This window comes from Ensifer sp. SSB1, from assembly GCF_016652895.1.
GTDB lineage: Bacteria > Pseudomonadota > Alphaproteobacteria > Rhizobiales > Rhizobiaceae > Ensifer.
In genome coordinates this window covers 1-20628 of record NZ_JAEPRP010000133.1, presented here as the reverse complement: position 1 = coordinate 20628, position 20628 = coordinate 1, and the positions used below count along the sequence as shown (strand labels likewise).

Sequence of the window (20628 nt, the reverse complement as noted above, 5' to 3'; positions counted from 1 at the left end):
CCATCGGCTGCTGGCTTGCCCGGCGGATCGACTACACGAAGATCGGCTGATGTCCGAGTGAGGCGGCAACGCCAAGCAAGGTGCTCAGCAACGGCCACCACATGATCAGGAACCGGAAGACCACAGCGTGAAACAAAAGCGACCCACAGCCGCTCGAGATACCGGCCGCCGCCCCGCGGCAGATGCCGGCAAGCGCGTGACGGTTGCCCGTGCGCTTTCAAAGCTCGGCTACTGTTCGCGCACACAGGCCGAAAAGCTCGTGCTCGAAGGACGCGTCGGCGTCGGTGGACGCAAGGTCACGGACCTTTCGCACTGGGTCGATATCGACAAGGATCGCATCACCGTCGACGGCAAACCGGTGCTTGCCGAAGAGAAGATCTATCTGATGCTGAACAAGCCGCGCGGACTGGTGACCACCCGCCACGACCCGGAAGGCCGGCCAACCGTGTTCGATTGCCTGAGCGATATCGACACCGCGTTCCTGTCGCCCGTCGGCCGCCTCGACAAGGCAAGCGAGGGCCTTCTGCTTTTCACCAACGACACGGTGCTCGCCCAGCGCCTGCTCGATCCTGAAACGCATCTCGGCAAGGTCTACCACGTGCAGATTGCCGGGCAGATCGGTGGCGCTCATCTCGAACGGATGGTTGACGGCATCGAGGAAGGCGGCGAGATGCTGCATGCCGCCCGCGCCGTTCATCTCCGGGGTGGCGACAAGAACACGTGGATCGAAGTGGAGCTCGAGGAGGGCCGCAACCGCCAGATCCGCCGCATGCTCGATGCGCTCGGCTTCGAGGTGCTGCGTCTGCTGCGGGTTTCTATCGGGACGATTACTCTTGGCGAATTGCCTAGGGGCGCCAGCCGCAGCCTGACCAGCGAGGAAATCGCCTATCTGAGGCAACGCACCGGTCTTTGACTGCGAGCTGGCAGCGGCCCCACATCACCACGATCTCGGGTTAATACGTTCGGCCTCGGGGCTATACCGAATCCTCATTCGGCGCGTCCCTTTCAGACGAGGGTAGTCTCGCGAAGCGGGCCCTCACCGCGCGCATGATCCGTGCGAAGCGCGGGAGTGAACGCAGGCTGTCCAGGTCATTGTCGTTTTCCATCCACACCAGCAACTCCCGGCTCATCTTCAGCGCGATGCGCTCGAGCGCGTCCAGAGCCGCTTCGGCGTCGCCGCTGATCGCCCAGGCACAAACCAGGTTTGCCTGCAGCTGAATATTGTCAGGCTCCAGCAGACTGGCGCGCGATGCCCATTCGCTTGCCCTCTCGCGATCGCCAAGGAGGGCGAGGACACCGGCACCGTGCCCGATTGCGCCGCTATGATCCGGTTCGGCCGCCACGATGCGCTCGATCCTGGCCAGAGCCCGGCGACAGGCCTCCAGTGCCGCCTGTTCGTCGCCCTTGCCCTGGTAGCATTGGATCGCCATGGCAGCGGCGTTGTAATCCGCAGGCGCCAGCGCTGCGGCCCGCTCGAAGTGGCGGATGGCGTCATCGTAGCGGCGCTGCATGATGAAGGTTCGCCCGGCTGCGAGATTGGTGGCGTAGTCGTCTGGCTCAAGCTGCAGGGCAATGGCGCATTGCCGCTCCGCCTCCCCAAACTGTCCCCGGTATAAAAACTGCAACGCCTTTGCGGCATGAGCGCCGGCGAGGCCGGGGTCGAGTTCGAGAGCGCGATCGATTTCCAGCTCGCCCGTTTCCCCACCACCGATGCTGCGCGCGAGACGATTGAGGGTTTCGCCAAGAAGGGCCCAGGCCCGTGCATTATCGGGCTCCAGTTCGGTCACGCGGCGGCAGAGCCGGATGATCAACGGCAGGTGTCGTTCGGATCCGGTGATGTTGTATTCACGCGCCAGGAGAAACAGCTTGTACGCCTCCGGATCGGTTGGCGCCTTGCGCCCCAATGCCTGGCGCTCCGCCGGCAGGAGCTGAAGCCGGAGTGCCTCGACGACGGCGCTCGCGAGGTCAGACTGCAGCAACAACACGTCCTTGATGTCTCGGTCGAAGCGCTCGGCCCAGACCGTTGCCTCGTTTGCCCCATCGATCAGCTGCGCCGCCAAGCGCATGCGGTCTCCGGCCTTACGCACGCTGCCTTCGAGGATGTAGGCGACGTTCAGTTGCTGTGCGACGACCCGGACGCATTGTGCCTTCATGCCGAAAGAGGTCGCCCGCGAGACGACCGAGAGCGCCGAGAGCTTGCTGAGGTCGATGATGATGTCCTCGGTCACGCCCGCGCTGAAATAGTCCTGCTCCGGATCGCCGCTCATGTTGGTGAAGGGCAGGACACAGATACCGATCCGTTCGCGCTTTCCTTTCGCCTCTGCCGGTACCCCGGGTTGGACGGCGAAAGCGCGGACGGGACGCTCGATGTTCTTGAGGGACATCGGCCCGAGATCATCGAGTCTGATGTTCAGCTTTCCGGCGACGTGCTCCCGGACCGCTTCGGAGAGGATGATGCTGCCGGGCTCGGCAAGCGTCTGCAGCCGCGCCGCGATATTGACCCCTTCCCCAAAGAGATCACCGTCTTCGACGATCACATCACCCAGGTTGAGCCCCATGCGAAAGCGGAGCGACGGATCGGTTGCCGTGGCCACCCCGTGAAGCGCCATCGCGCAGAGGGTCGCGTCGACCGCGCTTGCGAACTCGATCAGGGCGCCGTCGCCCATCAGCTTGACGACACGGCCGCGGTGTCGCGCAAGCGTCGGATCGAATGCCGCAAAGGCCGCCTTGACGCGGGCGAGGGTACCGGCCTCGTCACGCCCCATCAGCTTACTGTAGCCGGCGATATCGATACAGAGAACAGCGGCCAGTTTGCGCATCCAACCATTCCCATGGGCGAGTGCTCACTGTGAAGGCTCGGCCTCCCCCGAGGTGTAGTGCAACACACCCGAACGCTGGAAACAAGCGAGGGCATCCGCGCGTCCTTGAACACAACCGGGCACACCGCATCACCGGATGATGGGTGGAAATCCACCCATGCGATCGGCCGCATGTTTCCAAATCCACCCAAATCAAAGCCCGCGCCTGACAAATACGCGCCGTGGCCGCGCTAAGCCGTTGTCTGCGCAAAGTTTGCGCTTGCAAATGGGGCACCCAGAACCGGCGCGGGAGGAAACCTTGCCGGCTGGCCGATATTTCATCCGGGAGGAAGAGATGAAAACCTTGAATGCCCTGCTCGGCGCTGTTGCCGCCCTGTCGCTTTTCGCCGTTTCCGCCAATGCGCAGACCTACCCCGAACGCTCGATCACCATGGTCGTGCCCTTCTCCGCCGGTGGCCCGACGGATACGGTTGCGCGCCTGGTCGCTGAATCCATGTCCAAGGATCTCGGCCAGCAGATCATCGTCGAGAACGTCGGCGGCGCTGGCGGCACGCTTGGCGCCGGCCGCGTCGCACAGGCCGATCCGGATGGCTACACCGTACTGCTGCACCATATCGGCATGGCGACGAGCGCCACCCTCTATCGCAAGCTCGCCTATGACACGCTCAACTCCTTCGAATATGTCGGCCTCGTCACAGAGGTGCCCATGACCATCGTCGCACGCAAGGACCTTGAGCCGACCGACCTGAAAGGTCTCGTCGACTACGTCAAGGCGAACAAGGACACGGTCACCGTCGCCAATGCCGGTATCGGCGCCGCGTCGCATCTCTGCGGCATGATGTTCATGAGCGCCGTAGAGACGCCACTGACGACCGTGCCCTATAAGGGGACTGGTCCCGCGATGACCGATCTTCTCGGTGGCCAGGTCGACATCATGTGCGACCAGACCACCAACACCACGAAGCAGATCCAGGGCGGCACGATCAAGGCCTATGCCGTCACCTCGCCTGAGCGCCTGAAGGTCTTCCCGGACCTGCCGACGACCGCCGAGGCCGGTTTGCCGAACCTTCAGGTCGGCATCTGGCATGGCATCTACGCCCCGAAGGGTACGCCGGCCGAAATCACCGAACGCCTGTCGAAGTCATTGCAGGTTGCGCTCAAGGATCCGAACGTCGTCGCCCGCTTCGGCGAACTCGGCACGGCACCCTCGTCGGACGCCGATGCCACCCCGGCTGCGCTGAAGGCGAAGCTTGAAGGCGAAATCGCCCGCTGGAAGCCGGTGATCGAAGCAGCCGGCCAATACGCCGACTGATAGACGGCTCGCCGCGCCGCGCACCGGTTCACCCGGAAGCGCGGCGCCTGTGACATTGGGACTGCTGCGACGGCACCCGGAGAGGGATCAAAAGCCGTCAACTGCCGTTGACAGCTGTCAACCTGCCTCCCAATGCGCGAACCCGGCACAAAGCCGGCAATGCCAATGCGGGAGGCCGTCAGACACGCCTCGGCCGGCTGCCCCGCCAGAACATATGGGGATACGATGAAATCACTCTCCTTCGACACCACCAATGCGCTCTGCGGCGGGATATTGACAGCGGTCGGGCTGTGCTTCGCCTGGCAGGCCTTCAATCTCGAACTGGGCACCGCCTTTCGCATGGGCCCTGGCTATTTCCCTCTGGTCCTCGCGCTCATCCTGACGCTGCTCGGCATCGTGATTCTCGTGCAGTCCACCCGCGTTCAGGGTGAGCCCATAGGCTCGATCGCATTGCGCGGCATGGCCTTCATTCTGCCGGCGCCCGTCTTCTTCGGTCTCACGGTCCGCGGCCTCGGCTTCGTACCGGCGCTGTTCTTCACGGCATTGATCGCCTGTTTCGCTTCCGGTCGGATGAAGCCACTCATGGCGCTGGCTCTTTCACTGGCGCTGACGGCCTTCTCGGTCGCGGTGTTCAGCTATGGCCTGGGTTTGCCGTTCCAGCTCTTTGGCCCTTGGGTCCGGTTCTAGGAGACGCGCGATGGAACTCTTCAGCAACCTTGCCCTCGGCTTTGCGACCGCCGCATCCCCTGCCAACCTGCTCTTCTGCCTGATCGGCGTTCTGCTCGGCACCTTGATCGGCGTGCTTCCTGGCATCGGGGCCACGGCGACCATCGCCATGCTGCTGCCGATCACCTTCCAGCTTGAGCCGGTCTCGTCGCTGATCATGCTGGCCGGCATCTACTACGGCGCCCAGTATGGCGGTTCGACTACCGCGATCCTGATCAACATGCCGGGTGAATCCTCCTCGGCGGTCACCGCAATCGACGGCTACCAGATGGCCCGCAAAGGCCGTGCCGGCGCGGCGCTTGCCATTGCAGCCCTTGGCTCATTCTTCGCCGGCACCGTCTCGACGTTTCTCGTCGCCGTCTTCGCGCCACCACTGACCGAGATCGCGCTGCAATTTGGCGCGGCCGAATATTTTTCGCTGATGATCGTCGGCCTCGTTTCCTCGATCGCACTGGCCCATGGCTCGATCACCAAGGCCCTGGCCATGGTAGCACTCGGCTTGCTGCTCGGGCTGGTCGGCACCGATATCTATTCCGGTACGCCGCGCTTCACCCTCGGCATCCGCGAATACGCCGACGGGCTGAATTTCGTGGCGCTTGCGGTCGGCGTTTTCGGCATCGCCGAGATCCTGCGGAACCTTGAAAACGAGCGCACCCGCGAAGTGCTGATGGCGAAGGTCACCGATCTGATGCCGACCCGTGACGACTTCAAGCGCATGTTTGCGCCGATCGTGCGCGGCACCATCATCGGCTCGGCACTCGGCATCCTGCCGGGCGGCGGTGCAATCCTTGCCGCCTTCGCCTCCTATACGGTGGAGAAGCGGGTCTCTGATCGTCCTGAAGAGTTCGGCCATGGCGCCATCGCTGGTGTCGCCGGTCCGGAAAGCGCCAACAATGCCGGCGCCCAAACCTCGTTCATTCCGCTCCTCACCCTCGGCATACCGGCCAACCCGGTCATGGCTTTGATGATTGGCGCGATGATCATCCAGGGCATCGTGCCCGGTCCAAACGTCGCCACCGAGCAGCCGGCGCTCTTCTGGGGCATCATTGCCTCCATGTGGATCGGCAATCTGATGCTGGTGGTCCTGAACCTGCCCCTGATCGGGCTCTGGGTGAAACTGCTCAAGATCCCCTACTACGTGCTGTTCCCGATCATCATGGCGTTCTGCTCGATCGGCGTCTACAGCGTCAACTCCAACGTCTACGACCTCTACGCCGTCGCCTTCTTCGGCCTCGTCGGCTACCTGCTGTTGAAGCTGCGCTGCGAACCGGCGCCGCTGCTGCTCGGCTTCGTGCTCGGGCCGCTGCTCGAGGAAAACCTCCGCCGGGCCATGATCCTGTCGCGCGGCGACCCGACGACCTTCGTTACCCGGCCTATCAGCGCCATCCTGCTTCTGATTGCGGCCCTGGTGCTCATCGTCGTGTTCCTGCCGAGTGTAAAGGCCAAGCGCCAGGAGGTTTTTGTCGAGGAAGACTAATCCTTGCCAGCCATTTTCGCGACATTATCGCTATATATCAATAACTTAATACGCCGCACATCCACCCGGATGCGCGGCGTTCTCGTAACTGCGGCATTCTGCCCCTGCGCGGTTTGCCACATTGAGGTTTGTCAAGCCGCTCGCCTATCTCTGCCTCAGCGAAGAAGAGATGAGAGCGAGCCCGAGCGATGACACGTCGCACGAAATCGAGATGGGACAAGGCCCTGAGCACGCTGTGCGCCATGGCTCTTTTCCTGCTGGGTTTCGCACACCTCGGCCCGTCTCATGCCTCCTCCCCGATCCCGGCATCCGACTACGCCCTCTACGCCCTTCCAGACGGTACGCAACCCGACTTCTGTCATACCGGCCTTGACGGCGACGGCAATGAGAAGCCGACGCAGAAGCACGTGTGCAGTGCCTGCCGGTTCTTCTGGGCGCTGCTAACGCTACCGGACGACACTGTCGGCGAGCGCCTGCAAGGGAGCCTAACACCCACGGTCGTAGCGACAGCGGCGCAGCCGGGGCCGCAGGTTCATTCCCCGAATGCCAGTCCGCGAGGACCACCCAAGGCCGTTGCCAAGCTTTGAACCTGCGTTGACAGCTGTCAACGCCCTCCTTCGATGTCGGATGGCAACGAGGCACGATGCCTCCTCGTATCCGCAATGCGGACATCTCCCATGCCCGAAACTCAATCCGCTGCCGCCCCTATTGTGGCCCCTCCCCTTGCGCCCTTGCCCCGCCCACCGCGGCTTCCTGCGCGCAGCCGCGTGGTCGGTGAGAACTTCACGCTGCTCTTTGAAGGCGGCCGCAATCGCTCGCTCTTTCGCGTGCTCGACGGCTGTATCGTTCTCTCTCAGTTGCTCGACGACGGTCGCCGGCAGATCACCGATGTGCTCGGTCCTGGCCGGCTCTTCGGCTTTACGGTCGATGGACGCAACATCGCCACGGCGGAGACCTTGAGCATTGCCCGTATCGAATCCCTGGGCGATGCCGAACTTCACGCGACCAATCCGGCGATCGCCAGTGAATTGAAAACCACGCTGCATCGGTTGCAGGCGCATGCCACCTTGCTCGGTCGCAAGACCGCCGCTGAGAAGGTAGCAAGTGCATTGGTCGAGCTATCGCGCCTGTTCAATCGCAGCGGCCGGAACGCCGTCCCTCCCCGCCTGAGCTTCCACCTCCATCTCACAAGGGCAGATCTTGCCGACTGGCTCGGCCTTACCGTCGAGACCGTCAGCCGCTGTCTCAACCGCTTCAAGCGCGAGGGTCTGATCGATTTCAGCCACCCGAAAACCATGCGCCTGCTCGATCCGGAGCGCCTCGAAGCTGCTGCCGGCTTCACGCGGCAGCGATCGGGCAGCGGTGCACGTCCCCGAAACTGAAGACCTCCGACAGTCCATCCCCACCCGGACTGCCCCCAAGGAAAGGAAGAACAATGATTGCAAGACTTGTCTATAACGTGCCGGTGTTCGGCTGGATGCTGAAGGAAGCCATTCAAGGGTCGCAGGCGGCAAAGGTGCTGTTTCTGATCAACTGCGCATTGATCTGGCTGCTCGCGATCGTCGCCTTCGGCTACCCGGCGATCATCATCCCGGCGCTGGCTCTCGTTCCAACCGTCTTCGTGCTGCTGATCCTGATCACCATGGGCTGATGGCGCACATGTCCTTTGGGCATGCCGCCGCCTATAGCACACCCCAGCCGCGGTAGCGTCCGCGGCCGGTCATTTCGCGGATGCCAAGTTCGCGCACGAGGTTCAACGCGCCGCGTGGCGTGACGCCGACATGCTGGGCGACCAGCGCGGCTGAAACGATCGGCCGCGACAGGACCAGTTCGATCAGCGCCGGCAGGCTGCTGTTGGACCGGCGATCGCGGATACGCATCTCCATCTGCGTCTTTGCCAACGACAGTCGGTCGAGTTCCTTCAGGCCCAAATCCGCCGTTACCGTCATCGCTTCCAGGAAGGCGCTCCATCGCGTCACCGGATCCTGTGAACGCCGTCGCTCATGGCGCACGACCTTCTGGCCGGCATTGAAGGTGAGGAGATGCGAAGTCACCTTACCGCGTGATCTCAGATAGGCTCCAAGGAGCAGTGAGCCTAACCAGTGCTGTCGCCGCAGTGGTTCGATCTGCTCCCAGGCGTCGAAGAGAAGCGCAGCACCCAGGCTGGCCGGCAATTGATCTGCCGTCGCCACCACGTGGCGCCATTCGTCGATCCGAGCGTCTTCGTCCCAATCCTCATCAAAGAGCAGGCCCAGCTGTCCCATTGGCTCCTGTGCAGTTACCTGGGCCGCACGCTCGGCGACTTCGAGCACATCCTTGTCGTGCGCTTCCAGCAGCTGTTGTGAGCGAGCGATCGCCGCATCGATCGCCGCAAACTCGGCGGCCATCGGATTGGCGTCTTCCTCTTCGTCCGCTTCAATCCGGTCACTATCCGTGGCAGAAGACGTCGGCTCCAGTTGTCGTGTCTCCGCAGAGGTATCGCGGGCATTGGCCGGCGCGACCTGTTCTCCCCGAATGGCAGCAAGACCGTGGGCTGAAAGTGCCCAGTGAGGTTCGCCGAGCCAGATGCGCCGCCGCGCGCGTATGACCGAATGAGCAATCGTCAATTCATGCGTTGGGGCACGAGCGTCCATATGGGCATCGTGCAGCACGAGATCCTCGACATGGACAAGTTCACCGGCAACCCAAAGCGCAGCCGCAGCATCAAAGAAGTGGCCCCGTTCCCGAAAACCATCTTCCACCACATGGCGATTTGTTCGTTCATCGAGCCGCGCCAAGGCATCTTCCGCTGAAATCAGCAGCGGAAGGAGCATCGGATGATAGGGATCGGGAATCTTGTATCGCATTTCAAACTAAGGATGTTGACGCAAAACGGAACGTAACACGATATTCGTTTCCGTCACAGAGGCAGGGCGTCAGGCCGAAATATCTAGACTATTTTGGATCGCGCCTGGCCAACCTGGTAGCACGGGCAACGCCTGGCATCATCTAGGACGCCCATTACTTAGGCACCATGGCGTGCATCGTGCGCCTCGTTTGGGCCAGGAGCAAGACCTCGGTGAGTGCTCTCTGCCAATCTCATGTTCCAGGCGTGTCTATTGTTGACAGCTGTCAACGCACGCTCCTTGGTGCTGGTTCTGGTGCGTTACACTCAGGCCATTGTACCGCGTCCGGGCGGGCGCGGTACACGCGATCGCAAGATCGGTTGATCTGCGTCCTTGATCGTCTGCTCTGTCATTGGAGAGCACCCAACCGTATAGATGCAGGCTTTGCTCAATCGCTCGCGTATGCGAGCACGACGGCCATTCCTTCGTTCGCATCGAGCAAGCTTGCAAGCCGATCAATGAACCCAATCGGTATGGGAGGCTAATGCACGAAACAAAGACTCTATGAGATAGCTGCAACAGGTCAGTACATTTGAGCGAGGTCTCTGGGGTAGCGTCAGAGACGTGCTGGCGCAGAACGCCGCCTCCGATAATGGTTGTACTGGTATGGCCGATGCGAGCCCTCTAGCCTTAGGGTTATCCGTCCGCCGTTCTGCTGAATAGCGGCTGCACCAAGCGTCGTCAAAAATTCTCGGCTGGTTCGGCCATGACCGAAAGAGCAAGAAGATCTCCTCCGGAAAAGTTCCGCTGCCGACGTGAGGCGTTTCTCAGTCCCGCCGAGCCCGAAAGTCGCCTTGCATTGATGCGTCTGCACCTCTCCGTTACCCGATGTCAACAACACCGGCGTTTAGAGAAGCGGAAGCCTAAATCCGGCGCCCTTCGGATCACAATCGATCTTCGAACTCAGCTCCAAGCATAGCCGCTCCAGTAGGCGGCGCCTTCGTGTTCTGAGGGACGCCTACACGTCCGTAGCTCTCCATCATAGCCTCGACGCCAGCCCAATCCGAGCGACGGAAGAAAACAGCCCCTTTCCTTCCGAAAGGGATAAATCATCAATGTTTTCTTGGAGATGGTGATGATTCAAATTGAATCTCTGACTCTAGAATATTGCAGAGATATCAACGAATCCTTGCATCTCCAGTCTCCTGCATTTGTCCGCCTTATACAAGACGCGCTGCCGCAATCGAAGTAGCCGCATTAAAACCCTGTCCTCAGTCCCAGCGATCTCGGTCGTCATCCTCCAGTCATGCAACACCCGACGCCTGGGCACGTAAGCGCGCCGATAGCATTGCCGAGACCGCGAAGGATTGGCTCTTTGCACGACGCGTGAGGTCACGCAGATAGGCTCCGGCTGATTGTATGTGCTCAGCTCGCTCCAGAAGGCACGCAACCACTGTCGCGGTTGTTTCCGGCCCCAGTGTAGCGCAGGCTTCGTTGTAGACGTCTGGGCTGATCCCAAGCATGTTTTTGACGACGGTTGTGGCCGTGAAGAGATCGCGCCAGCTGTCGACACGACCGGACGGGCCGTAATCGCGGATTTGCGGGCAGGCTTTCAAGACCAGCGGTAGCGGTGCTGCAGAGTTCAGGGCAGGCGACGCCGGCTGGTGCGTGCGACGTGCTGGCAGCGCCGATGTTTCGATACTTGCAGGCGGATTATCCGTATTCTGGTCCATCTCCGGTAGATCCGTCGATGCATTGGGCGAAAATCTCACCCCCGCTCTTTCATCAGCCGGTTCAGATTCAGAAAGATAATCGGATTCTGAATTCTGTATGTGCCGCTCATTTTGGCGTTCATTGGCAGCCGTATTTTGTGTTTTCAGTAGATTTTCCAGACGATTAGTCAGTTCGTCCTGTAGCTGGACGAGAACCGGAAGGAGGCGCTCGATCTCAGCGATGGAAGGTTTGCGCGAGAGCGACATATAAGCAGCCTGGCAGCGCGTTTCCGCCTCTTCTGCGTAGGCGACGTCAGATTGGCGCAACAAATCGACCAGCTTCGCAACGTCTCGACGGCAGAGGCTCATGCGTTCCCGCATCATCTGAAGATATCGCCGGTCCGCTTCCAGACGAGTGGACTCTGCTTCGAACTCGGCTGCGCGAGAGAGCAACGGAGCAAGATCGAATCCGAATGCCTGGCCGATCGCCCCCTTGCGGTCGCGGCGAGCGTAACGCTTACCGTTCGGGCTATCGCGCCGGAGAATGAGGCCAGCCTCGACCAGCGTGGCAAGATGCCGCCGTAGCGTCGTCTCGGCCATGCCGTGCGTTCTCAGAGAGAGCTGAGCATTGGACGGAAACACGACGAGGCCGTCGGCTGCCGCAAGTTCCGTCTTCGGGTAGAACGACAGCAATGCGTTCAAGACGGCAAGCGAACGATCGGACACACCAAGGCTCGACTTGGCGGCGCAAACCGTTCGAAATAATTTCCATTTGTCGACCTTGCCTTCGTCGACGGCCGAAGCGCTGGAAAGTTGGTGTGCCAACATCCCAAGCGACATCGCCCGCCGCCCGAAGGGCGTCGTGACAATCCCACAATCCATTCGCCTTCACCTTTTTCAAGGCAAAAGAAATCCGTTCGCCGAAACGACGTTGAAAACTCTTGACACCGATTCGCGGAAATGGGATTCTCTAGTTGCTACACGAGAGAAGGGTTTCCGCAGCGCTAGTCGTTCGGAAGCCTTTTTCTTTTGCTCTGTTTAGTCTCCTGTTTCCTCTTGATATTCGAGGTACAGAGATTTGAGCCTCTGCCTCACGAAATCTGCAAAACCCGGCGCCTTCTTCCTGTTGAAGGACAGCGTTGTCTCGCCATCCGTTTCGCGGATCCGGACCGGGGTTGTATCGTCGGGCGCTACCCATGCGACGGCTCTGGCGCGCGTCCTGGAGGTGCTCAGGAAGGCACAAAGCGCATCAAAGCGCTGATCGCTTCCCGCCGCCTGGAATTGTTTGTCTTTCACGAAGACGTCTGCGGCTTCGCCTTTTCCTGCTTCAGCAAGCAACTCGGCGAGGTCGAACCAACGGCGACGACCGACCGAAGGTGCCGGCCCAATCGCCTCGATCAGCGAGGTCGGTAGCCGACGAACGACGGAAATCATCTTGGAAAGTGCAGCCTTGTCGACGCCGAGCGAGGACATGATGATCTCGCGGGAAAAACCGCGGTCCTCAAGGCGAGTGGCAAACAGCGACCGCTCGATGAACGACAGATCCGTGCGGGTGTTGTTTTCCTGCCCCTGAGAGACGACCAGTTGTTCGTCGCTGAGATCGCGGACAACCGCGCGCACCTTGCCGCCGAGCGTGCGTGCCGCGGCCAATCGGCGATGACCGTAAGCGACCTGGTAGCGCCCATCGGTTTCCGGGTGCGGACGCACGAGGATCGGAACCTGTTGACCGTGCTCACGTATCTGTTCTGCAAGAGCGGATTGTGCGTCTGCCCCGATTTCGAGGCGATCGACGATGAAAGAGGCGTCGATGAGCGCGGGGTCAAGATCGACGATCGTCAACCCTTCAGCAAGTTGACGCTCAAGTTCCTGGGCGCGCTCAACTTTCTGAGTGATGTTCGAAAGCGACCGAGTGATGCCGCCGACGGCACTTGCTGGCCGTGCGCCCACACTTAGACCGGCGATTGGCCGGCCCGTGGCCAAGCGTTCCAGAGCCGCTTCCGCGTCGTTCCCGGCTGTGTCGTCCGTAATCCCGATCAGATTCTTGCGGGCCATGGATTACTTCCTCCCCCAAACCTGGCGGATCAGTTCTTCGATCTCGCCATTGACCTGGTTCAGAGAATCCATGGCGCGGTCGTAGGTGCCGCGGACGAATTGCGAGCGCTCGACTTCATAGAGCGTCTGCTTCGTCACGCCGGCATCGGAGATAGCCGTCGACTTCACCATCGCGCTCTGCAGCATGCGATTGCCGAAAATGGCACGCATGAAGCCAGTCATCTGGCTTTGCGGACCGTCATTCGGTTCGAATCGTGTGCCGAGATAGCGCATCCAGTCGTAACTTGTACGGCCTCCGGCTTTTTCGACGACACTCATCAACTCGCTCGTCATTGACAGGAACTGCGACATCGACATGACGTCGAGCATTTGCGGATGCACGGTGATGAGCACGGACGTTGCGGCGCAGAGCGCCGACATGGTGAGAAAGCCAAGCTGCGGCGGGCAGTCGATGACGACGATATCGTAGAAACTCTCGATTTCCGCCAACACGTCGCCAATGCGTGCGAAAAACAGGGTCTCGGCGGCGCCACCCATCATCATCGCCTTCGGGGTCTCGTGCTCGAACTCCATGAGCTCGAGATTGCCGGGGATGAGGTGAAGGTTCGCGGTGTAGGTCGAACGGACGATGTCGGCGATCGGCCGCGGCTCGTCGTAGCGGATCGCGCCATAAAGCGTTTCACCCTCGCCAACGTCCAGTTCCGGCTGGTGGCCGAAGAGGGCAGAGAGCGAAGCCTGTGGATCAAGGTCGATCGCCAGGGTTCGGTAGCCGCGAAGGGCAAGATATTGGGCAAGGTGAGCGGATGTCGTCGTCTTCGCCGATCCACCCTTGAAATTCATGACCGATATGACTTGAAGCTTCTCGTCGCCGCGGCGGTGCGGGATGTATTTCCCGGATTTGCCGCCGTCGTCGAGAACGCGGCGGATGCGCTCGATATCTTCAACCGCATACATGCGCCGACCGTTTGACAAGGGCGCTGGGCCGTGGCCCTCTGAAGCCACCTGCCTCAGGTAGCCTTCACCGATTCCAATGAAGGCGGCGGCCTCGGCAGGGCTGAAGAGGCGCATTGCCTTTTGGGCCTGTGGAGGGAAGATCTTTTTTTGATGCTGCTGCAGCTGATGCGCCAGTTCCAAAGCATCGGCAGCCAGAAGCGTCGGTAGATGCTCCTGTTCGTCGTGACCTTGAATTTTCTGTTGCAACATTGGGTTCCCCGAAAACTGCGCAAATATCGTCATATCGGAACAATATGCGCAGATGCACTATGCTCCGATTCGGTTCGGATTTACAAACGCATAGCGATTTATACCCAAGGGGCTGTTTCGGCGGCTAACGAACCGGTTTTCGCCCGCGGTTGTCCGCGGACAACTGTCTGATTGCGGCGGGCCACAGTGGTGCGCACCGCCATCTTCGCAGGCCACAAAAGAAGATCTAAAAGAGTATAGAATTTATAGACTATTGACAGGCGGGCTGATTGTGTCACGATTGTGTCTATCAGAGGCCTGACGCGAGAAGGTTCGATATGTTCTATCTAGGTGGAATGACCCTTGGGTATCTGGCGCCACCGCCGCCGAAGGCGACGCGGCAGTCGAGAGTGGAGATTGCGCCGGCTCCGGTTGAGAAGGCGGAGTGCGAAGAGTCTGATCGCAATCAGGAATGGGCGCGGGCATTCCTGACACCTTGGCATCTCCTCTATTGATCATCTGGTGAGTGAATTGCGAACGTTGACAGCTGTCAACATCGTGCCGAAGTGTCCGTGGCTATGGTGGAAAAGCGCGAAACAGCGAGAGAAGGGCTGTTTCGCCGCTGCGAAATGATTAAGTTCGGTGTCATGGACACCAAGCAAGACCGAACCGTTTCGAACATTCAGCCCGACGATGCTGTCGACAATCAAGGGCAGACCTTGTCCTTGCACCAGCGGATACTCGGGGACGTGGAGGGGCGCATCCTTTCCGGAGAATGGCCGCCGGGCCATCGTATTCCATTCGAACACGAACTGACGGAACAATACGGCTGCTCACGGATGACCGTGAACAAGGCGCTGACTGAACTCGTCAAGCGCGGATTGATCGAGCGCAGACGCAAGTCCGGCAGCTATGTCACCTTTCCGCAGGTGCAGTCGGCGGTGATGGAAATCCACGACGTCAAGCTCGAAGTCCAATCTTTGGGGCTCGACTACAGTTTTCAACTGGGCGAGCGAAAGGTGCGCAGTGTCGAGAGCCGCGACGTCGAACGGCTGGACCTTCCGACCTCGGCGAGGCTGCTGGATGTTACGTGTCGGCATTTTGCCGGCGGGCGCCCTTTTTGTTTCGAGGAACGCCTGATCAGCCTAGCGGCGGTGCCGGAGGCGGAGGCGGAACTGTTTGAAACCGCGGCGCCTGGTTCGTGGCTGCTCGGCAAGGTGCCGTGGAGTACGGCAGAACACCGCATCCGGGCCGTTGCGGCGAACAAGCTGGCGGCACAGGCGCTCGACATTTCGACCGGCACCGCCTGCCTGGTCATCGAGCGCCGTACTTGGAGTGGCCGTGCGCCGGTGACGCATGTCCGGGTGACCTATCCCGGCGATCGCCACGAACTCGTTGCCCAGTTCGCGCCGAGCCCCATCGGATAGCCGGCTAACACATTTCTCCGTGCCGAGTCCGACAGTTGTCCGCGGACAACCGGCTATTCTCCAACGACGCGCAAGACAGGGGCCGGGCCGTTGCCGGAAAAGGCGAAGACTTCGATCGGTTCGCCTATCCCTCTGACGGGATAGGCGCCGAGATGCTCCATGCTGGATGCGCATCCGGCCAGCTCCACGAAGGCCCGCGACAGAAGCACCGGTCGCTTCGTTTCCTTGGTCAGGCTCTCAAGCCGGGAGGCGATATTGACCGCGGGGCCGATCACCGTGAAGTCCAGCCGGCGGCGTGAGCCGATATTGCCGTACATCACGTCACCGACATGGACTCCGATCCCGTAACCAAAGGGTTCGCGGCCCTTTTCGAGGTTGTCCTTGTTGAGAAGAGCGATTGCCGCTTCCGCCTCGCGGATCGCCTGCAACAGGTTTTCGGCGGCATTCGGGTTGCTGAGCGGAAAGATCGCCAGCAGGCCATCGCCCATGAATTTGAGGATCTCGCCGCCATGCCGCTCGATCGGTTCCGACATCGCGTCGAAATAGGCGTTGAGCAGATCGATCACGTCGTCGCGCGGCCAGAGATCCGAGAGCTTGGTGAAGTTTCGCAGGTCGCAAATCAGAATGGCTGCGCCGACGGTAACCCCGCTGCCACGCGTCGTGGCGCCGGCAAGAATCTGCTCGCTGGCATGTGGGCCAACATAGGTTTCGAGCAGCGTCCGCACGAACCGGTTTTTCAGCCGGATTTCGCTGACGAGGGCCAAAGCGGGTAGAAGGTCCAAGAGGAAGGCGATGTGCTCATCCTCGAATCCGCCCTTTCGGTCGGTGGCGAAGGTGACGACATGGCGTTTGCCAAGCGTGTGTTCGAGCGGCCAGGCTATGTATTCGGTCAGCCCTTCGCCCTTCAGGTCGACATAGAGCGAGTTTTGGGAATGCTCTTCCGTCAGGGCCTCCAGGTTCGTGCGAACCTCCGCGCCGCCGTTGTTGATTATATAGAGCGGGCTATTGAGGTAGAGCGCGGTGTTCTGGGTGCCATAGTCGTAGAGGTCGATTTCACCCTCGGCCAAGCCCTGGCGCCAGAGGATACGGGCGCCGAGCCACTGCGGATGATTGATCCGGAAATGCAGCGTCGAACGCGCAACCGGGACACCGGCTGCCTGCAGCCGCTCGCACATTTCAACGAGGATGTTGTCGATGAACCGCTCGTTGCGCGTTTCGATGATCAGCCAGTCGAGCACGCTCCGGCGTCGAGCCGGCCAGTGTCCTTCCTCAAGCGAAGGCGAGGGGGCCTGCGAAGACATCTGCATTTGCAATTCTCCATTCTGGTCGAACTCTCAGCCGTTCTCTCGGCGAACGTTCGCGATGCGTCGTTGCAAATGTGGAGCATCAACGGCGCCTTGATAAGGGGGAAGCCGAAAGCTTTTGAGAAAACGGCCGGGCGGCGGGCTAAGCGGATGCCGGTGCCGATTGCTGCGCTGCGCGTCCGCCGTCGAGAAGTGGCAATTGCAGTCGAACACGAGCACCCCGCCACGAACCGGCAAGGATGTCGATCCGACCGCCGTGCAGGCGGGCGATCTCCCGTGCCAGGTTGAGCCCGAGACCGGCGCCGGTAGAACGTGGACGCAAGCGATAGAACGGCTCGAAAACGCGCTCGCGCTCCTCTACAGGAATTCCAGGGCCTTCGTCCTGGATTTCGAGGCCGCCCTCAGCATTGACCAGCACGGTGATCGTGCCGGTGCCGCCGCCATGCTCGATGGCATTGCGCAGGAGATTGGCGACGGCCTGCTCGATCTGGCGTGGCCGCGCGCTGACGGGAGCCTTCGGCACCGCGGTTTCGAACGCAAGCTCGTAGCCAGCCTCGAACGCCAGCGGCGCAAAGTCAGCAGCAATGGTTCTTGCCATCGCAACGAGGTCCACCACCTCGATGGCGCCGCCGGCGTGCTCGAGCACCTGCCGGTCGAGGAGTTGTTGGGCGAGATGCGAAAGACGCTCGATATCCAGCCTCAAACGGGCACTTTCAGGGGCTTCCTGCAGCAGCTCGGCACGGGTCCTCAGGATCGCGATCGGTGTGCGCAATTCGTGTGCCGCGTCGGTGAGGAAACGGTTGCGCTGGTCATATCCCTCGCCAAGGCGCGCCAGCGCCTTGTTGAAGGCCCGGACCAGAGGGGCGATTTCGGTCGGTACCTTCTCCGTCTCGAGCTGAACCGCGCGATTGTCGATGTCGATGCGGCCGGCCTGGTCGGCCGTCGAAATCAGGCTCGCCAGGGAGCGCCGAACGACGGCCGGCGCCGTGACCAGAGTGGTCACGCCCATGACCAGAATGATCGGCAGCAGAAAACAGAGGATAAGCAGCGCGATCATCGGTACGACCTCGGTCCAGGTCGTCGTGCCGTCGAGGTCACGCGCCATGTCGACATTAACGCTGATCTGCACGTCCAGCGGACCATTGTCGCGCCGCGAAGTAACGGTCGAGGCGATAATCTGGACGCGGCCGGCGTCGGTGTCGGCATTGTGGAGGACCGCGTCCGGCAGCGTACCGCCATCATCGAAGAGCAGCTTCGCGCCTTCGACCCGTCGCATCAGTTCGCCACCGCTTTTGTCATAGGGAGAGGGAACATTTCCCTGTCGGAGAACCTGGCCAGCGCCGTCGCGGATGATGAACCAGAGATTGGGGTGAGCTTGGCGTAGCTCCCGCAGCTCTTCCGTCTCCCGGACCATCAATGCGCCGCTCGTATCGCGCCCGACGGCGCGGTCGAGAACATCTACTGCCGCTTCGTTGTCGACGAGCAGGCGCGGCTGAGCGATGAACATTGCCAGGAAAAGCAGGCCAATGAAGACAAACAGGGTTGCCGCCTGAAGCAGGATGAGGCGGCGCACCAGCACCCATTGCAGCGAGCGGGGTCGAGCCTTCGTCATGTTGTAGCGCGCAGGAGATAGCCGAGGTTGCGGATGGCTCTGATCTCGACGCCGGCGCCGACGTCATCGAGCTTGCGGCGCAGGCGCGACAGATGCGAGTCGAGCGCATTGGACTCGATCTCGTCGTCCATGGCGTAGACCGATTCCTCTAAAGTCGCCCTGAGCACGGTACGGCCGGGGCGACGCATCAAGGCTTCGAGCGCAAGGCGTTCCCTGCGCAGGAGATCGAGCGGCTTGTCGTCCACAGCGGCTTCACGGTGGTGGAAGTCGTAGATAAGCCGTCCGACCTTGGTCTGCTCGGCTTTCAATGAGACCGGGCGGCGGGCGAGCGCCCGCAGCCGGGCCATCAGTTCTTCGACGGCAAACGGCTTGGACAGATAGTCGTCGGCACCGGCATCGAGCCCGGCGACCCGGTCGTTGATCGATCCCAAGGCCGTCAGCATCAATATCGGCGCCCCGACCCCGAGACTGCGCAGTTTCGGTATGAGGTCCAGGCCTTCGCCATCTGGCACGCGGCGATCGAGCACGACGACATCGTAGGGCCAGAGTTCCGCGACGGCCTCGGCATCGGCCAGTGTCGAGACGTGGTCAACGATTACCTGGCGCCGCTCCAGCGCCGCCTTCAAGGCCGAGGCCATCTCCGGCTCGTCTTCCAGCAGCAGGATGCGCATGCCAGTTCTCCCGATCGCCCGTATCTCTGAGCGGAAAATACATATATGAATTCAAGGTGTTAGGACAATTTCCATCCGCCCCGTGAGAGAGGCGGCAGCCATCATTCACATTCCAGCTTCGGCTGACGGAAGTTGGTGATGTACCAGCGGCCTTGCTGCATCCGGGCATAGAAGGTGTAGAAGCACTCCTGTTCCTCGACATAGCCCGGCGTCGTGTACTCCTCGTAGCGCATTCCGCGCCGAGTGTCTCTGATTTCACCGCTCGACGTGCCGGAGACGACATTCGTCGAGATCTTGCGCCATTGGTAGGCCCGCTCGTTCCAGCTGAGATCAAGGATGTTGGTGGGCGGACCGTAATCGATGATGACGGATTCGACCGGTTGGCCGATGTAGGTCTTCATCGTGTCGGAAGCGCAACCGGTCAGGAAAACGGTGGCGGCGGCGAGGCATGCGAGGGCGCGGCGCCCTTTGCTGAAGAACATGACGGATCCCGGTTTTCCGCGGCCCCGAGCATCCATGCGGAAGCGCAAAAGCCTGCAGTCGTTCAATGAGTTGCCGCTTCTCCGGATCGATCGTGAGACCGGAGTGGTGCAGCGATACCGGGTTGCTAAGGCTGCAAGATTACAGGGACATTGCGAGGGCGCGGCGCTGATCGCCGGGCGCGAATTCACGAACCGGATCAGGACAACGGAGGCATTTGCATTGGACGGAGATTTTCAGAACGACCACGACAAGCGCGGCTCGTACGAAACGATCCTCAGCGTTCTGTGTTACGCTTTCGTTGAAATTCGAGCGACCGATAACCTGCTGAAGGCCCAGTTCCTTGCGGACGTTTTTCACAACGCCCCGACCGGTATCGCCGTCGGGCGCAGGGCTGACGCTATTGAGGCCGAAGTCTACAGCAGAGCAGACAGGCTTCAATGCAGGCCCCAAATCGAGGCAATGTTTGAATCCGCCAGGGAAAACGCTGCGCGATCGAAGTTGCGAGCGGCGGGAACCGAAAACGACGTGTCGTGAGCGTCAGGCTGCGCGGTTCGCTTTGTTCCGCGACGCACCTTCCTTGGCATCGGCCGCATAGACCAGACCTGGCAATAGGATCCATTCGCCGGAGCGGAGCGCCAGCACGTCAAATCCGCCGCCAGGCAGGCGCGGTGCCACCCCGACGAAACGGTAGCGCAGGCCGTCGCAGTCGGACACAGAGTCGCGGATGGGCCGGCCGGCGAGATAACCGATGACAGCGCCTTCGAATTCGACATCCGCCAGCATGAAATATTCCGTCGGCAGGCGGCGGCTCGCTTTGGCGGTGAGTTTGAACCCGTTCCTGAATTTCATTGTCTCGCTCGTTGTAAGACGTTTCCGGAACCGGGGAGGGCCGGTGCCGAGGCTTCTATGCCGTTGTTTGGTCGTTGCCTGCAGACGCATCACGGATCGTCGTCCACCGGCGGCAGTCAGATCGCGCTCAGTGATGGTGGCACGTGCCGCAATTGGGCGATGTTCCCGGCGGCACGG

Annotated in this window: 19 protein-coding genes; 9 read left to right on the top strand and 10 right to left on the bottom strand. The window is 61.1% G+C overall.

All coding sequences use genetic code 11. From position 1 onward, the window contains the following. The first annotated feature begins 127 nt into the window (after nucleotides 1–127). Nucleotides 128–913 carry a pseudouridine synthase gene (locus I8N66_RS26735; RefSeq protein WP_291160281.1) on the top strand — a complete coding sequence of 262 codons (786 nt, stop codon included), beginning with the start codon at nucleotides 128–130 and terminating at the stop codon, nucleotides 911–913. 61 nt (nucleotides 914–974) lie between these two features. Here I8N66_RS26735 and I8N66_RS26730 read toward each other — a convergent pair whose 3' ends face one another. Continuing rightward, nucleotides 975–2819: an adenylate/guanylate cyclase domain-containing protein gene (locus tag I8N66_RS26730; protein WP_291160278.1), complete on the bottom strand. Its 1845-nt coding sequence runs from the start codon at nucleotides 2817–2819 to the stop codon at nucleotides 975–977. 334 nt (nucleotides 2820–3153) lie between these two features. On the opposite strand from I8N66_RS26730, the gene I8N66_RS26725 reads away from it, so the two are divergent. From I8N66_RS26725 to I8N66_RS26700, 6 genes are all read left to right on the top strand, one after another. Next, the gene (locus tag I8N66_RS26725; RefSeq protein WP_291160275.1) at nucleotides 3154–4131 is read left to right on the top strand and encodes a tripartite tricarboxylate transporter substrate-binding protein; all 978 of its coding nucleotides are present in this window, start codon (nucleotides 3154–3156) and stop codon (nucleotides 4129–4131) included. A 225-nt stretch (nucleotides 4132–4356) separates the two neighbouring features. Further along, nucleotides 4357–4818 carry a tripartite tricarboxylate transporter TctB family protein gene (locus I8N66_RS26720; RefSeq protein WP_291160273.1) on the top strand — a complete coding sequence of 154 codons (462 nt, stop codon included), beginning with the start codon at nucleotides 4357–4359 and terminating at the stop codon, nucleotides 4816–4818. 10 nt (nucleotides 4819–4828) lie between these two features. Next, nucleotides 4829–6334, top strand: a complete 1506-nt coding sequence (locus I8N66_RS26715; protein WP_113539511.1) for a tripartite tricarboxylate transporter permease — start codon at nucleotides 4829–4831, stop codon at nucleotides 6332–6334. 188 nt (nucleotides 6335–6522) lie between these two features. Then, entirely contained in the window at nucleotides 6523–6921 is a 399-nt protein-coding gene (locus I8N66_RS26710) for a hypothetical protein (protein ID WP_291160268.1), read from the top strand. 180 nt (nucleotides 6922–7101) lie between these two features. Further along, a complete protein-coding gene (locus I8N66_RS26705; protein ID WP_291160266.1) occupies nucleotides 7102–7716 on the top strand; it encodes a helix-turn-helix domain-containing protein in 615 nt (204 codons plus the stop codon). Nucleotides 7717–7769: 53 nt separating this feature from the next. Then, a complete protein-coding gene (locus I8N66_RS26700) occupies nucleotides 7770–7985 on the top strand; it encodes a hypothetical protein (protein WP_291160263.1) in 216 nt (71 codons plus the stop codon). Nucleotides 7986–8016: 31 nt separating this feature from the next. Here the strand turns inward: I8N66_RS26700 and I8N66_RS26695 are convergent, their stop codons facing one another. The 4 genes from I8N66_RS26695 to repA all read right to left on the bottom strand — a co-directional run bounded on the left by I8N66_RS26695 (nucleotide 8017) and on the right by repA (nucleotide 14126). Continuing rightward, a complete protein-coding gene (locus I8N66_RS26695) occupies nucleotides 8017–9180 on the bottom strand; it encodes an RHE_PE00001 family protein (protein WP_291160260.1) in 1164 nt (387 codons plus the stop codon). Nucleotides 9181–10463: 1283 nt separating this feature from the next. Beyond that, a complete protein-coding gene (gene repC, locus I8N66_RS26690) occupies nucleotides 10464–11753 on the bottom strand; it encodes a plasmid replication protein RepC (protein WP_291160257.1) in 1290 nt (429 codons plus the stop codon). A 156-nt stretch (nucleotides 11754–11909) separates the two neighbouring features. Next, nucleotides 11910–12923: a plasmid partitioning protein RepB gene (repB, locus tag I8N66_RS26685; protein WP_291160254.1), complete on the bottom strand. Its 1014-nt coding sequence runs from the start codon at nucleotides 12921–12923 to the stop codon at nucleotides 11910–11912. 3 nt (nucleotides 12924–12926) lie between these two features. Beyond that, nucleotides 12927–14126, bottom strand: coding sequence for a plasmid partitioning protein RepA (repA, locus tag I8N66_RS26680; RefSeq protein ID WP_223729713.1), 1200 nt, complete (start codon nucleotides 14124–14126; stop codon nucleotides 12927–12929). Between the two features lie 626 nt (nucleotides 14127–14752). On the opposite strand from repA, the gene hutC reads away from it, so the two are divergent. Then, a complete protein-coding gene (hutC, locus tag I8N66_RS26675; RefSeq protein WP_291160284.1) occupies nucleotides 14753–15532 on the top strand; it encodes a histidine utilization repressor in 780 nt (259 codons plus the stop codon). 53 nt (nucleotides 15533–15585) lie between these two features. Here the strand turns inward: hutC and I8N66_RS26670 are convergent, their stop codons facing one another. The 4 genes from I8N66_RS26670 to I8N66_RS26655 form a co-directional block, all read right to left on the bottom strand. Beyond that, nucleotides 15586–16839 carry an adenylate/guanylate cyclase domain-containing protein gene (locus I8N66_RS26670; RefSeq protein ID WP_291160250.1) on the bottom strand — a complete coding sequence of 418 codons (1254 nt, stop codon included), beginning with the start codon at nucleotides 16837–16839 and terminating at the stop codon, nucleotides 15586–15588. Nucleotides 16840–16978: 139 nt separating this feature from the next. Beyond that, nucleotides 16979–18448: a HAMP domain-containing sensor histidine kinase gene (locus I8N66_RS26665; protein ID WP_291160247.1), complete on the bottom strand. Its 1470-nt coding sequence runs from the start codon at nucleotides 18446–18448 to the stop codon at nucleotides 16979–16981. Then, complete coding sequence (locus I8N66_RS26660; protein WP_223729717.1) at nucleotides 18445–19119, bottom strand: response regulator transcription factor; 675 nt, start codon at nucleotides 19117–19119, stop codon at nucleotides 18445–18447. Before I8N66_RS26660 ends, I8N66_RS26665 begins: the two co-directional genes overlap by 4 nt. A gap of 101 nt (nucleotides 19120–19220) precedes the next feature. Continuing rightward, on the bottom strand, nucleotides 19221–19601 hold the full coding sequence (locus I8N66_RS26655; RefSeq protein ID WP_113539500.1) for a hypothetical protein: 381 nt from the start codon (nucleotides 19599–19601) through the stop codon (nucleotides 19221–19223). A 34-nt stretch (nucleotides 19602–19635) separates the two neighbouring features. Here I8N66_RS26655 and I8N66_RS26650 point away from each other — a divergent pair, with 34 nt between their 5' ends. Then, the gene (locus I8N66_RS26650) at nucleotides 19636–20136 is read left to right on the top strand and encodes a hypothetical protein (protein ID WP_291160242.1); all 501 of its coding nucleotides are present in this window, start codon (nucleotides 19636–19638) and stop codon (nucleotides 20134–20136) included. Between the two features lie 3 nt (nucleotides 20137–20139). On the opposite strand, the gene I8N66_RS26645 is transcribed toward I8N66_RS26650, so the two are convergent. Beyond that, nucleotides 20140–20628 (bottom strand): hypothetical protein (locus I8N66_RS26645; protein ID WP_291160239.1); only part of this gene is annotated, 489 nt, incomplete at its 5' end.

Bases quoted from the DNA above. Each gene is read 5' to 3' on its own strand.
- I8N66_RS26710 (WP_291160268.1), top strand. From the start codon at position 6,523: ATGACACGTCGCACGAAATCGAGATGGGACAAGGCCCTGAGCACGCTG.
- I8N66_RS26730 (WP_291160278.1), bottom strand. From the start codon at position 2,819: ATGCGCAAACTGGCCGCTGTTCTCTGTATCGATATCGCCGGCTACAGT.
- I8N66_RS26655 (WP_113539500.1), bottom strand. From the start codon at position 19,601: ATGTTCTTCAGCAAAGGGCGCCGCGCCCTCGCATGCCTCGCCGCCGCC.
- I8N66_RS26650 (WP_291160242.1), top strand. From the start codon at position 19,636: ATGCGGAAGCGCAAAAGCCTGCAGTCGTTCAATGAGTTGCCGCTTCTC.
- hutC (WP_291160284.1), top strand. From the start codon at position 14,753: ATGGACACCAAGCAAGACCGAACCGTTTCGAACATTCAGCCCGACGAT.
- I8N66_RS26670 (WP_291160250.1), bottom strand. From the start codon at position 16,839: ATGCAGATGTCTTCGCAGGCCCCCTCGCCTTCGCTTGAGGAAGGACAC.
- I8N66_RS26665 (WP_291160247.1), bottom strand. From the start codon at position 18,448: ATGACGAAGGCTCGACCCCGCTCGCTGCAATGGGTGCTGGTGCGCCGC.
- I8N66_RS26700 (WP_291160263.1), top strand. From the start codon at position 7,770: ATGATTGCAAGACTTGTCTATAACGTGCCGGTGTTCGGCTGGATGCTG.
- repC (WP_291160257.1), bottom strand. From the start codon at position 11,753: ATGGATTGTGGGATTGTCACGACGCCCTTCGGGCGGCGGGCGATGTCG.
- repB (WP_291160254.1), bottom strand. From the start codon at position 12,923: ATGGCCCGCAAGAATCTGATCGGGATTACGGACGACACAGCCGGGAAC.
- I8N66_RS26695 (WP_291160260.1), bottom strand. From the start codon at position 9,180: ATGCGATACAAGATTCCCGATCCCTATCATCCGATGCTCCTTCCGCTG.
- repA (WP_223729713.1), bottom strand. From the start codon at position 14,126: ATGTTGCAACAGAAAATTCAAGGTCACGACGAACAGGAGCATCTACCG.
- I8N66_RS26715 (WP_113539511.1), top strand. From the start codon at position 4,829: ATGGAACTCTTCAGCAACCTTGCCCTCGGCTTTGCGACCGCCGCATCC.
- I8N66_RS26720 (WP_291160273.1), top strand. From the start codon at position 4,357: ATGAAATCACTCTCCTTCGACACCACCAATGCGCTCTGCGGCGGGATA.
- I8N66_RS26660 (WP_223729717.1), bottom strand. From the start codon at position 19,119: ATGCGCATCCTGCTGCTGGAAGACGAGCCGGAGATGGCCTCGGCCTTG.
- I8N66_RS26725 (WP_291160275.1), top strand. From the start codon at position 3,154: ATGAAAACCTTGAATGCCCTGCTCGGCGCTGTTGCCGCCCTGTCGCTT.